This window comes from Chryseobacterium mucoviscidosis (genome assembly GCF_002177115.1).
GTDB classification, from domain to species: domain Bacteria; phylum Bacteroidota; class Bacteroidia; order Flavobacteriales; family Weeksellaceae; genus Chryseobacterium; species Chryseobacterium mucoviscidosis.
Genome location: NZ_MVAG01000128.1, coordinates 552977 through 565445 on the forward strand (window position 1 = coordinate 552977; position 12469 = coordinate 565445).

The 12469-nt window shown below is 36.4% G+C and carries 12 protein-coding genes; 3 read left to right on the top strand and 9 right to left on the bottom strand.

Annotation, left to right across the window (positions count from 1 at the left end; genetic code table 11):
* Window positions 1-15 precede the first annotated feature (15 nt).
* From B0E34_RS17085 to B0E34_RS17110, 6 genes are all read right to left on the bottom strand, one after another.
* Window positions 16-1359: an ammonium transporter gene (locus tag B0E34_RS17085; RefSeq protein WP_087711437.1), complete on the bottom strand. Its 1344-nt coding sequence runs from the start codon at window positions 1357-1359 to the stop codon at window positions 16-18.
* 109 nt (window positions 1360-1468) lie between these two features.
* Entirely contained in the window at window positions 1469-2110 is a 642-nt protein-coding gene (locus tag B0E34_RS17090) for an alpha/beta hydrolase (protein ID WP_087711439.1), read from the bottom strand.
* Window positions 2111-2191: 81 nt separating this feature from the next.
* Window positions 2192-2824 carry a YceI family protein gene (locus B0E34_RS17095; RefSeq protein WP_076395480.1) on the bottom strand — a complete coding sequence of 211 codons (633 nt, stop codon included), beginning with the start codon at window positions 2822-2824 and terminating at the stop codon, window positions 2192-2194.
* Window positions 2825-2902: 78 nt separating this feature from the next.
* Window positions 2903-3469 carry a YceI family protein gene (locus B0E34_RS17100; protein WP_076395478.1) on the bottom strand — a complete coding sequence of 189 codons (567 nt, stop codon included), beginning with the start codon at window positions 3467-3469 and terminating at the stop codon, window positions 2903-2905.
* Window positions 3470-3620: 151 nt separating this feature from the next.
* Entirely contained in the window at window positions 3621-4670 is a 1050-nt protein-coding gene (locus B0E34_RS17105; protein WP_087711440.1) for a glucokinase, read from the bottom strand.
* Between the two features lie 114 nt (window positions 4671-4784).
* Entirely contained in the window at window positions 4785-5348 is a 564-nt protein-coding gene (locus tag B0E34_RS17110) for a hypothetical protein (RefSeq protein WP_087711442.1), read from the bottom strand.
* A 284-nt stretch (window positions 5349-5632) separates the two neighbouring features.
* Between B0E34_RS17110 and B0E34_RS17115 the strand changes: the two genes are divergently transcribed.
* Complete coding sequence (locus tag B0E34_RS17115) at window positions 5633-7018, top strand: DUF1800 domain-containing protein (protein WP_087711444.1); 1386 nt, start codon at window positions 5633-5635, stop codon at window positions 7016-7018.
* A gap of 90 nt (window positions 7019-7108) precedes the next feature.
* Complete coding sequence (locus tag B0E34_RS17120) at window positions 7109-8293, top strand: DUF1501 domain-containing protein (protein ID WP_087711446.1); 1185 nt, start codon at window positions 7109-7111, stop codon at window positions 8291-8293.
* A gap of 382 nt (window positions 8294-8675) precedes the next feature.
* On the opposite strand, the gene B0E34_RS21405 is transcribed toward B0E34_RS17120, so the two are convergent.
* The 3 genes from B0E34_RS21405 to B0E34_RS17130 all read right to left on the bottom strand — a co-directional run bounded on the left by B0E34_RS21405 (window position 8676) and on the right by B0E34_RS17130 (window position 10528).
* Window positions 8676-8819: a hypothetical protein gene (locus B0E34_RS21405; protein ID WP_165763009.1), complete on the bottom strand. Its 144-nt coding sequence runs from the start codon at window positions 8817-8819 to the stop codon at window positions 8676-8678.
* 54 nt (window positions 8820-8873) lie between these two features.
* Window positions 8874-9893: a helix-turn-helix transcriptional regulator gene (locus B0E34_RS17125; RefSeq protein ID WP_087711448.1), complete on the bottom strand. Its 1020-nt coding sequence runs from the start codon at window positions 9891-9893 to the stop codon at window positions 8874-8876.
* A 302-nt stretch (window positions 9894-10195) separates the two neighbouring features.
* Window positions 10196-10528: a HopJ type III effector protein gene (locus B0E34_RS17130; RefSeq protein WP_087711450.1), complete on the bottom strand. Its 333-nt coding sequence runs from the start codon at window positions 10526-10528 to the stop codon at window positions 10196-10198.
* Between the two features lie 358 nt (window positions 10529-10886).
* Here B0E34_RS17130 and B0E34_RS17135 point away from each other — a divergent pair, with 358 nt between their 5' ends.
* Complete coding sequence (locus B0E34_RS17135) at window positions 10887-12269, top strand: RtcB family protein (protein WP_087711561.1); 1383 nt, start codon at window positions 10887-10889, stop codon at window positions 12267-12269.
* Window positions 12270-12469: the final 200 nt, after the last annotated feature.

The window sequence follows — 12469 nt, forward strand, 5'->3', positions numbered from 1 at the left end:
TCAATATTCTCTTTCTCAGCAGAGACTTTCTTCATGCTGCGAAATATCCAGTCCCATATCTTCGGATTCTTCTGAAACTCTTAAAGTAATAATGCTGTCAGTAATTTTATACAAAAGCAATGATCCGAAAAACGTAAAAACCGAGACCAACAGTAACGCAGCCATATGATGGGCAAAAACTTCAAAACCACCGTGAAGAAGACTTGCTTTTTCGCCGTGTGCAAAAATTGCGGTTAAGATCATACCCATGATTCCTCCTACTCCATGACATGCAAAAACGTCTAATGTATCATCAATTTTCTTTAAAGCTTTCCAATTCACCATTATATTAGAAACAATAGCGGAAATAAATCCTATAAAAAGACTTTCTGCAACGGAAACAAAACCACAGGCGGGAGTAATTGCGACTAAACCGACAACGGCTCCGATACAGGCACCTAAAGCTGAAACTTTTCTTTTATTAATTCTATCGAAAAAGATCCACGTCATCATCGCAGAAGCTGAAGCTATTGTAGTGGTTCCGAAAGCTGTTGCTGCCGTTGCATTTGCCGCTAAAGCCGAACCTGCATTAAAACCAAACCACCCGAACCAGAGCATTCCTGTTCCCAACATGACATAAGAAATATTGGAAGGATCGTGATGAGGTTTTTTTCTGTTTCCAACCACCATTGCCCCTGCTAAAGCTGCAAAACCGGCACTCATGTGTACAACAGTGCCTCCTGCGAAATCTTTTACGCCAAAATATTTATTCAGTAATCCGTCCGGATGCCAAACCATGTGACAAAGCGGGGTATAAATAAACAGACTGAAAAGTACCATGAATAAAAGGTAAGAGATGAAACGTACCCGTTCCGCAAAAGAACCCGTAATTAATGCAGGAGTAATGACTGCAAATTTCATCTGAAACAACGCAAAAAGAATAAAAGGAATCGTAGAAGCCATCGCTTTATGCGGCAATACTCCTACTCCACTGAAAAAAGGATAGCTCAAAGGGTTGCCGATGATTCCGTAATGTTCTCCATTGATGGTAAAACCAATAGAATCTCCGAATGAGAGGGAAAAACCAACCACTACCCACAAAATAGAAATTACTCCCAAAGCAATAAAACTTTGAAGCATAGTAGAGATCACGTTTTTCTTTCCTACCATTCCTCCGTAAAAGAAAGACAAGCCGGGAGTCATTAATAAAACAAGACCTGCCGCAGCAAGAATCCACGCGACATCTGCTCCTACAATTTTATCCTCGCTTAAAAATGCTCCGGTATTCGGAAAATCTGTAATGGGACTCCAGAATAGTCCGCCAACGGCAATCAAAGCAATTATCGCAAAAGAAACGATCCATTTTAAACCTACTGTCATAAAAATTTGTGTTTTACCCCTTCAAATGTAAGGATAAATTTTTAAAAACAATAAAAATTTAAAACAAACCCCTGTAAAATTAATTGAAATTTAATTTTAAAACTAAATTCTATTCTAACACCCCCTTTAAAATAGATGCAACTTCTTTAAATTTTGTAATTGGGAATAAATGGCTCCCTCCTTTGATTACATAATCGGGTTTGGAGTTTTTGATCGGGAAAACAATATCGCGGTCTGCCAAGATCTGCACCACATCGGGATTTTCTTCGAACTTCCAGTCTGAAATCTTTTCAATCGACCATTTTAAATAATACGGATCTCTTACCCTGAAGTATTGCAAAACTTTAGGATTTCGGGGATCAAAGAATTTTCTTACGACAGAATACATATTGGTGGTTCTTTCGTTGAAGAAAGTAACAGGCAGAACTTTTGGAATTTTCGTGATCTGTCCGGCTTTGATGAGGCGGGATTTTTCTTTATCGGATTTAATACTTCCGAGGATCACCACTTTTTTGGCAGGTTTCAGCCTGTTGATTTCCTGCACCATAATTCCCCCGAAAGAATATCCCACCAGATAAAAAGGCTCCGAATCATCAATCTTTTCCGCCATTCTTTTTACATAATCTGAGAATTCTTCATTTTGATGAGGAATCAGCCAGTCGATAAAAACCACTTCGTGATGCTTTGGAAATTCTATTTTCTCCAAAACCTTAAAATCTGCACCAAGTCCGCTTACTACATAAATTTTCATACCACTAAAATAAAAAAATCAGTCAAAAAAAATGAGCGGTTTCCAAAGAAATCGCTCATTTTGATTTATTAAAAGGTGTCCTTATTTCTTTTTAACAGGCGTTCTGTTTTCGTTATCCAAAACTGCTGTGGAAATTCTGAACTGGATATCCATTTCGTTTTTGATGAAATAATCCTTCAGAGAAGACTGGTAGAATACTTTGAAGTCTCTTCTGTTCAGTGAGAATTTAGCAGACTCGATTACTACGGTAAACTGAGTAATATAAACGTTTGCAGGGAAAGTGATGGTTTTTCTTACTCCTTTAATCGTTACATCTCCGTAAACGGTAGAATTGTACTCGCTGTTTGCCAGAGGAATAATTTTCGTTAAATGGAATTTCGCCAACGGAAATTTCTTAACGTCGAAGAAATTTGAACTTTTAAGATCGTTCGTTAATTTTACCATATCTTCATCCTGGCTTGAAACATCACCCGCCATTAAGGACTTCATATCGATAACGAATTCTCCGTCCACCAAAACTGTTTTATCAAAAGTAAATTTTCCACTTTTCAGCTTTATGGTTCCGGAATGGGTAGTAGGAACTGTTTTTACAACTTTATATCCCCACCATCTGATGTCCGACGATGTTACTTTTACCACTTTATCTCCTTTCTTCTGAGCGAAAACAAATGACATACTTACGCACATCATAGCAAACAATAGTAATCTTTTCATTCTTTTTTATTTACAATTCAACAAAAATAAAAAAAAGTGTAGAACTTCTACACTTTTAACAATCTTTTTTTGATTAAATTATTTAGCTGTTACCTTTACAAGCAAATCCATATCATCTTTCACAAGAACATCCTGCATTGTAGATTTGTAAGCCACATCAAATTTCTGTCTGTCGATAGAGAATTTGTTAGACATTAAGCTTACTGTTCCGTTTGCGTATGTAATTTTTGCAGGGAAAGAAATAGCGTTGGTTTTTCCTTTTACCGTTAAGTTTCCTGTAACTAAAGAAGTATACACTTTATCGTTGTTTTTCTTTACTCCGGTGATTTTGAAAGTTGCCGTAGGATATTTTTCAACTTCGAAGAAATCTCCGTTTTTAAGGTGACCGTTCAGTTTCTGCTGATATTCTCCGGAAAGATCTGTTGCGTTGATAGAAGTCATATCCAATACGAAAGAACCGCCAACTAACTGGTTTCCTTTCAATACCATTTCTCCGGATTTTACTTTTACCGTTCCGTTGTGAGAGCTTGCCTCAGATTTTGCGATTTTATAACCCCACCACTGTACATCAGAGCTTACTACTTTTTTTGCCTGTCCGAATGCTAATCCGCTTGCTAAAACTGCTAATAAAAATATTTTTTTCATTTGAATAAAAGTTATTTTCTTGTTTGTTATTTACTGGTGCAAATGTAACTAACTGCTTTGAGAGATTTCATTGATGTACATCAATAAATACATTTTTTTTCATGAGTAATATCATCCATAAAAAAACTCCGAATTTCTTCGGAGCCTTGTTTTATTCTTGATAGTAAGCGGTGTAAAGCGCTGCACCATTCAGTGCCGTATTTGGATTTCTGTTCAGATAAATCGGAATGTTTCTCAGCATTTCCTCCATCTTATCGCTAATCTTGAACTTCTCGTAAAATTTATCCTTGTTAATATAGTCTGCAATTGTTTGCGGAATATCTCCGGAAATGAATAAACCACCGGTTGCTTTTAATTTCAATGTTAAATTGTTTGCCTCTCTTGCTAAAAATTCAAGGAACGTGTCTAAGGCAATCTTACAGATAAGCACATCTTCTTCCACTGCAGCTTTGTAAAGTTCTTCCACAAAGTTGCCATTTGCGAAACGATCGGCAAGCCATTCTGGTTCAGGATGTCTTTTTACATCTCTGAGAAATCTGTAAATATTAAACAGACCTCCTTTAGATAACACATTTTCCCAACTTACAATTCCGTAAAGATTATTCAGAAACTGATAAAATTCTACCTCAACATTCGTTCTTGGAGAGAATTCCGAATGTCCTCCTTCTGTTGCAAATGGTCTTAAATATTTTCCGTCGAAGAAATATCCGGCTTCACCCAGACCATTTCCCGGAGCTAAAATTGCTACATTTCCGTTTTCCAGATGTCCGCTTGTGTAGATCGGATCAAGATCCGCATCTTCCAAAAGTCCCATTCCGTAAGCGGAAGCTTCAAGGTCATTCAGCATATCTACTTTTTCAAAACCTAAATCTCTTTTGTATTCTTCTACATCAAGATTCCAACCTAATCTTGCCGGACTGCTTTTTCCGTTCAGAACCGGTCCCGGAACCGCTATTCCAAGCCTTTTTACGTTTTCAAGCTGATTGTCCTGAATAAATTTCTTTAAAATTTCTGTGAAAGAACCATATTCTTTGGTAAAGTATTTATTCTGGATTTTAATCTCAAGACCTCCGTTACCGGAGACGAAATATCCTAAAGTTGTAATATCTTCACGAAGGTTTGCGCCAATGATAGAAACGTTATCATTGCTGTCGTTTTTTACTCCCGGTAAATAAAGTGGAAATTTTGGATTCAAAATCATAACCTCAAATTTTATCAAATATAATAATATCTTTTGTAAATTTTCGTTAGAAATAAAAAACCTTCTCAAAAATTCGAAAAGGTTTGGTTAATAATTGCTTATATTTAAATCTAACTACTTCCCTAGTGGAATGTTGTAAGAAAATCCTACTCCAATGTTACCCACATTGTAGTCCTGATTAGGCAAATCGCCTTTGCTTCCTACAAAAACTTTCTGGTACTGTACAAAGAAATTCCAGTCCTGATTGTGATATCCGATCTCCGGTTTTAGATAAAAACCACCGTTCGGTCTGTCTAAAGCAGCATTAGAAGCCACTTTATCATCCCCTACCAAAAATCCGTACCCTAAGTCTGTACCAAAATAAAATCCTGTCTGTTTCGGGTAAACTCTCAACAATGCAGCTACAGGAACTACCCCTACATCATTATTAGTATATCCGTTGTTATCTTTTCCGAAATAGTGTGTATATCCTGTTGCGATCCCCAATCCGAATCCCGGAGTTACAAGGTTCTGATAGGCTACATCCACACCTACTGCCATAGAAGTATTGTCAGAAGGAACTGCTAAACCAACATTTGCTCCTACCTTTATCATATTATTCATCTGTGCACTTTGTGCGCTCAATGCTCCTGCAGTCAAAATTCCGGCAAATAAAATTGCTTGTTTAAACATTTTCATAACTCTGATTTTTTAAATTTTACTACGCTGAAATATGTAAAAATCGTGCCAAGCAAAGCCTTTCCTGCGACTTTAACAATGCTTAAAGCCGTAAAAAATTGAAATTCAATATATTATTTTGATTAAAAAATTAAATAAACGTTTAAATGAATATTCTGAAAATTAGGGCAGAGTTAAACATTTAACCAAAATATATTTAAAAAAACTATTCAATATTAACAATACTTAACCGTTATTAATTTTAACCTTACTTCATCACATCCATCAAAAAGTAAATAATTGATATGATTTCTCCATCGTTACTCAACAATAAACACCTTCTCTGGCGCGCAGGATTCGGACCGGGAATCAATCAGCTGGAAGATCTTCATAAAAAAGACATTAAAAGCCTGATGAATGATTTGTTTAAAGAAGAAACATTTCTTTACGTAAATTATGATACGCCCGATATTGCAGAAACCGGAGACTATATGATGAATGATCAGACTCCGGCAGAAAAGAAAAAGGAAATGCAGAGAATCAGCCGACAGCAGAACGAAGAGCTCAATCTGAATTTTCTTGATAAAATGGTGAACAGCAAAGAGCAGATGAGGGAGAAAATGGCTTTTTTCTGGCATGGTCATTTTGCTTCCAGAGTGGTGAACCCGAAATTTAACCGACAGATTTTAAATGTGATCCGAAAGAATGCACTCGGAAACTTTAAAGATCTCTTATTTGAAGTCAGTCAGGCTCCGGCAATGCTGAATTTTCTTAACAATCAGCAGAATAAAAAAGATCATCCCAACGAAAATTTTGCCCGTGAAGTGATGGAACTTTTCACGATGGGACGAGGAAATTATACGGAGAAAGACATACGGGAAGGTGCGAGAGCTTTTACAGGATGGGGATCGGATAAAGAAGGAAATTTTAAAGAAAGAAAAAATCTTCATGATGAAGGCGCAAAAACTTTCCTCGGAAAAACAGGCAATTTTACAGGCACAGATGTTTTAAATATCATTCTTGAAGAGAAAGCAACGGCAAAATTCATCACCACAAAAATCTATAAATTCTTCGTGAATGAAAATGTTGATGAAAACATTGTAAAATCTTTGAGCGAAAGTTTTTACCAGTCCGGTTACGACATTAAAAAACTCATGATGGATATTTTTTCGAGTTCATGGTTTTATGATAAAAAAAATATCGGCAACCGGATAAAATCTCCGATTGAACTTATGGCTGGAATCATGCGGTCGCTTCCCATGAATATTCAGAATCCTGAAAACCTCATCGTTTATCAGAAATTACTGGGACAGATGCTTTTGTACCCGCCGAATGTTTCAGGCTGGCCAAACGGAAAATCGTGGATCGACAGCTCGACCTTAATGTTAAGACTTCAGATTCCGCAGATATGGTCTGGTTTGCGACCGTTAGATTACCGTCCGAAAGAAGATGATGATTTGGATATGGGTTTAAAAAACAACACGAATTCATTAACGAAAAGTTTTAAAAACCCGAATATTACGATCGATTGGTCTCGTGTAGAAAAGATTTTTAACGGAAAGAATGTGGAAGATTATTTAATTCAGAGTTCAAAATCTCTGGATATGAATTCGGTGAAAAATTTCTCAGACAACAGCGTGAAAATGAATGTCATCAATCTCATGTCGACACCGGAATATCAGTTAATGTAGTTTTCAGGTCGCAGTAGCAGATTTTAGCTTACCGTTAAAATACAGCTTTAAAACCAGCAACCTGTCATCTTTACCCTAAAACCTAAGCTTATGTTAATCAAAAGAAGAGAATTCCTAAAAATAAGTTCATTGGCAACCGCATCTTTTCTGATGCCGAATTTTCTGAAAGCCATGACATTCGATGATGCGCTGGAACCCAATCAGAAAATATTGGTGGTATTGCAATTCACAGGAGGAAACGATGGTCTGAATACGATTATTCCAATAAAAAATGATATTTATTTCAGGGAAAGAAATAAAATTGCCATTCAGAATTCAATGCAGCTTACGGACGAAGCCGGAATTAATCCTGCCCTCTCCTATTTCAAAGAACTGTACGATCAGGGAGAACTTTCTGTAATGAATAATGTCGGTTATCCGAATCCTGATAAATCGCACTTCCGAAGCATGGACATTTGGCATTCTGCAAGCAGAAGCGACGAATATCTTGAAACCGGCTGGCTAGGAAGATTTCTCGATGAAGAATGTTACAAATGCGATCATCCTACTCAGGCTCTGGAAGTGGACGATATGCTGAGTTTAGCTTTAAAAGGCGAAAACAACAAAGCATTTGCCTTTAAAGATCCGAAAAGATTATATCAGACCAGTCAGGAAAAATATTTCAAATCACTTTACGATCATCATCATGACGACGAAACGGTTTCCTATTTATATCAGACTTTAGGTTCCACCATCAACAACGCAGACTACATTTTCGAAAAAAGCAAAGCGAAAAAAACAGAACAGACTTACCCGAATTCTCAGCTCGGAAAAGACTTTAAAACCGTTTCTTCTTTAATTAAATCTGACATCAATACAAAAGTGTATTATCTTTCCATCGGAAGCTTCGATACGCACGTGAACCAGAATGAAAGACAGCAAAAACTCTTTACAGACATCAATGATGCGGTAAAAGCGTTTGTGGCGGATATGAAAAGCAATGGACTTTTCAATGATATTTTACTAATGACTTTTTCAGAATTTGGCCGCCGTGTTGCTCAAAATGCGAGTAATGGAACCGATCACGGAACGGCAAACCAGATGTTTTTCATCAGTGGAGGTTTAAAGAAAAAAGGAATTCTGAATGCACTTCCCGATTTACAGAATTTAAATGAAGGCGATTTAATCTACACCGAAGATTTCCGGAAAATTTATGCTACCATCCTAAAAAACTGGCTGAAAGCAGACTCTTCTAAAGTTCTGGGCTGGAAAAACGGGGTTTATGATTTTATATAAAAGCTTTTGATCATCCGTTATTAATTTATACTACTTTTTAACGCAAAGGATCGCTAAGATTCTTTATATACTAACTGTTTTTAAGTTCGCAAAGGCGTTTCACTCAGCAAAGAACTCAAAGGTTTAATGATGAAAATCACGGACAGTCATAAAAACTTTGTTTTAACTTTTATATAGAATCAATGAATACAAATGCAAAAGTTAACACAAATTTAGAATAACTAATCATTACATTTTGATCATATTTTGCAACTTTTGACTCCGTTGAACATTCAGTTTGCATCAAATTTTAAAATCATTTAGAAAGCTTTAAAAATAAAAAGAGGCTGTTGCAAAAATGAACAGCCTCTTTTCTATAATTTAAATCTAACTACTTGTCATGTTAATTCGTGGATGCAGGAAGTTGCTTAGGATCTTCTTTTTTCTGACTTTTCTGATCAATTTTCTCAGAAATCTTCTTCACGATAAATTCGATAACCAAAGGCGCAACTACTGCTACAACTGCTTTTAATATTCTTGATTTCATACTGTTTATTTTTTTATGATTCATGCAATACAATTTCTAAGCCAAGAATTGTCATCAATCTTCATCCGGAATCACAAGGTTTTCATAATTTTTAGCTGCCGCTTTGAATTTTTCTTCCAGTCTCAGTCTGAGTTTTCTTGGTTTATGTACAACCAAACATTCTCCGAACCCCAAAAGAAGTCTTTCCAGTTCAAAATTCAACTGTACACAGATTTTAAAAATCGTACCCTCATTACTTTCGCTTACAATTTCCTGACTGGCATGAAAAGGTTTGGTTTTTACATAAGGTGCATTATGAGAATCTACAAAGAAAATCACATTTCGCGGAGCCATCGTTGGCGAAACGCTTACTCCTACAATATCCTTAAAATATTCGTCGCCGTCGAGATTCATATCAATATAATCGATTTTTTCCTCAATCTGAATATCTTCCATTCTGTCCAGAGCAAGATTGTAGACATACTGCTTATTGGAACAGATCAAAAACCAGCGGTTGTTAAATTCCTTCAGCAACTGCGGATGAACAATATAAGAATCTGATTCTCTTGCCTTAAAACTTTTATACGTGATATTTAGAACTTTTTTGTGTAAAATCGCATCATACAGAACATCAATATATTCCAATCCTTTCAATTGCTCATTTTTATCTAAATGAATAATTGATTTCTGGTTCGTGGAATGGATGGAATCTTCCAGCTTCTGGATCACCCCGTTCATTTCCTTAAACATCGAAAAGTCTTTGAACTGTTTTAAAATCTGCACCGCATTATTCATGGCTTTCAGATCACTTTCATTAACCGAAATATTGTGAATGCTGTAATCGGGATCGCTGTAGCGGTAATATTTTCTTTCGTACACCTCAATCGGTGCTTCATACCCGAATTTTTCGCTCCGCATATTCTGCAGATCGAGCTGTACCGTTCTTTTGCTTACAAAAGATTCTTTTCCTTCAAATTCGAACAAAGCTTCCGAACATTCGTCAATAAGATCTTCGAGAGTATATTTCCGGTATTTATTTTTCAGACATTTATCCAGTGTTTTGTACCGGATGAGCGCGTTTTTGTTGGATGACATATGATGAGGTTAAGGTTTAAGTTAAGGTTAAGGTTAAGGTTAAGACTGAGATTTAGATTTAGATTTAGATTTAGATTTAGATTGAGGTTGAGGTTGAATTTAATATAAGGCAGTGAAATTCCCCTCCTCTGGAGGGGTGGCGAAAAATCTTCGATTTTTTGACGGGGTGGTTAAAAGTTGCCATTTTTCATGACCCCGTTCTTACCAAGGAAGCACTCAATCAATCTCTTCCAAATTGTTTGAGATTGCTTCGTCATTTCTGAACTGCGTTCGCAGATCTCCGGTCTGTTCGCAATGACAGTTTACTTTCTACTTAAAGCTTTTCCTTCAAAAGAAATTCCTTCCCAGCCGGATTCCATAAAGTTTCTGATATTCTGATGATCCGTTCCTTCAGGATTTTTAAGAACATCTTCCCTGTAAAATTCTCCGAAAAGATTCAGCGTTTCTTCTTTAGATAAATCATTTAATTTCGCAAAACTAAAAATCTTACAGGAACCATTATTCTGATTGGCTTCATTTACTGTATTTCCGTTCGTAAATTTTGTCGGGGTAAAATCGTAATGTTCATCAATAAAAGCAATTACATCCTTAAACTGAATTTCCTCTGCCGATTTTTCTAATTGTTCAAATAACATATCTTAATTTTTATTTATAAATAATTCAATTTTAAAACAGAAATCCGCTCGATCGGAGCAATATCTGTGTAGAAAAGTTTTAAAACACCATTTCTCGTTCTTTAAGGACACTATTTTTTGAAATGATTCAGTATCCACTTTAGAGCTTTATTTGTTCTTCACAAAAATCTTTGATTTTTAAATCTGATGTGCTCTAAAATATTCTCAATCATTTAACTTAAAACTAATAAGACTAGTGTGTAAACAAACTTTTGTGCCTTTTGTGGTTAATTCCTCAAAAATAATTAAAATAATTTTATCTGCGCAAAAAGATTGCATACTTTAGTTCTTACTTTGCATCATCAAAATGAGAGAACACATGGAATTTAACGGAAATCATTTAATCGAATTAGGATACAGACCAGCGAAATGGTTTAAAGAAGCGATTGAATTCATCAACGAAAATAATTTAGACGAAACTCAGATAAAAGAATATCTGGAACAGTTTAAACAGCCCGAACTGATTCCGCTTCATGAAACGGCAAAAGATTTTGTGATCAACATCAGAGCAGAACACGAAAGTGAAAATGATAACGTAGAAAAAGTAATCAACACCATGAAAGTCCTGATGAAAACGCCGACTCTGGAAAACGGAGCCATTATGCCGGATGCCTGTCCTACAGGTCCTGCAGGGCATATTCCTGTTGGCGGTGTGGTTGTGGCGAAAAATGCGATTCATCCAGGATTCCATAGTGCAGATATCTGCTGTTCTGTGATGTTGACGGATTTCGGAAAAGCAGATCCTAAAGAAGTTTTGGATGCAGCCCATTCCATCACGCATTTCGGATACGGTGGAAGACCGAGAGGAGAACAGATGCCGATGTCTCAGGAATTGATGGATGCTTTCAGAAAGAATGATTTTCTGAATGACGAAAAATTAATAAGCATTGCACGTTCTCATATGGGAACTCAGGGCGACGGAAACCATTTCCTGTTTGTCGGAATTTCCAAAAATACAGGAAACACGATGTTGGTAACACACCACGGTTCAAGAGCTCCGGGCGCAGCTTTATATGATAAAGGAATGAAGGTTGCGAACCAGTTCAGAATGGAAATTTCTCCTGAAACCTTAAGAGAAAACGCATGGATCCCTTATGAAACGGAAGAAGGAAAACAATATTGGGAAGCCTTACAGTTAATCAGAAAATGGACGAAAGAAAATCATATTTCCATTCATGATGCCGCTTTGAATAAATTGGGAATCGAGAAAGAAGACCGATACTGGAACGAGCATAATTTTGTTTTCAAAGATGGAGATTTATTCTACCACGCAAAAGGTGCAACGCCTTTGGATGATAAATTTATGCCGGATATTACAGGTCCGAGATTAATTCCTTTGAATATGGCAGAACCGGTTTTGATTGTAAAAGGAATTACCAACGAAAGAAATCTGGGTTTTGCGCCTCACGGAGCAGGAAGAAATTTCAGCAGAAGTCAACATAAAAAATCGTTGGCGCATAAAACCATCGAAGAAGTTTTTGAAGAAGAAACCAAAGGATTAGATATCCGTTTCTTCACGAATGAAATTGATATTTCTGAACTTCCAACTGCTTATAAAAGTGCAAAAAATGTAAGAGCGCAGATTGAAGAATACGGATTGTGTGAAGTTCTGGATGAAGTGATGCCTTACGGATGTATCATGGCAGGTGATGTTCAGAAGAATGCGCCTTGGAAGAAAAAGAAGAAGTTTAGAAAAGCATAGAATTTCTTTTGTCTTGAAACAAAAGAAACAAAAAGTTCAAGACCTGGAAACTTCCGCTAAAAATTAAAACTTAATCCTAAAATTCCCAAAACTTGCGCGAATTCAAGATAAGTTCTTCGGTTCAAAAGTGCAAGCGCGCTTCAGACAATGGGAATTTTTTAACGGATTAATTTTAAATTTTCTTAACGCTTCACTTTCCG

Excerpts from the sequence above, each read along its gene's own strand:
- B0E34_RS17085 (WP_087711437.1), bottom strand. The coding sequence starts at position 1,359 with ATGACAGTAGGTTTAAAATGGATCGTTTCTTTTGCGATAATTGCTTTG.
- B0E34_RS17090 (WP_087711439.1), bottom strand. The coding sequence starts at position 2,110 with ATGAAAATTTATGTAGTAAGCGGACTTGGTGCAGATTTTAAGGTTTTG.
- B0E34_RS17095 (WP_076395480.1), bottom strand. The coding sequence starts at position 2,824 with ATGAAAAGATTACTATTGTTTGCTATGATGTGCGTAAGTATGTCATTT.
- B0E34_RS17100 (WP_076395478.1), bottom strand. The coding sequence starts at position 3,469 with ATGAAAAAAATATTTTTATTAGCAGTTTTAGCAAGCGGATTAGCATTC.
- B0E34_RS17105 (WP_087711440.1), bottom strand. The coding sequence starts at position 4,670 with ATGATTTTGAATCCAAAATTTCCACTTTATTTACCGGGAGTAAAAAAC.
- B0E34_RS17110 (WP_087711442.1), bottom strand. The coding sequence starts at position 5,348 with ATGAAAATGTTTAAACAAGCAATTTTATTTGCCGGAATTTTGACTGCA.
- B0E34_RS17115 (WP_087711444.1), top strand. The coding sequence starts at position 5,633 with ATGATTTCTCCATCGTTACTCAACAATAAACACCTTCTCTGGCGCGCA.
- B0E34_RS17120 (WP_087711446.1), top strand. The coding sequence starts at position 7,109 with ATGTTAATCAAAAGAAGAGAATTCCTAAAAATAAGTTCATTGGCAACC.
- B0E34_RS21405 (WP_165763009.1), bottom strand. The coding sequence starts at position 8,819 with ATGAAATCAAGAATATTAAAAGCAGTTGTAGCAGTAGTTGCGCCTTTG.
- B0E34_RS17125 (WP_087711448.1), bottom strand. The coding sequence starts at position 9,893 with ATGTCATCCAACAAAAACGCGCTCATCCGGTACAAAACACTGGATAAA.
- B0E34_RS17130 (WP_087711450.1), bottom strand. The coding sequence starts at position 10,528 with ATGTTATTTGAACAATTAGAAAAATCGGCAGAGGAAATTCAGTTTAAG.
- B0E34_RS17135 (WP_087711561.1), top strand. The coding sequence starts at position 10,887 with ATGGAATTTAACGGAAATCATTTAATCGAATTAGGATACAGACCAGCG.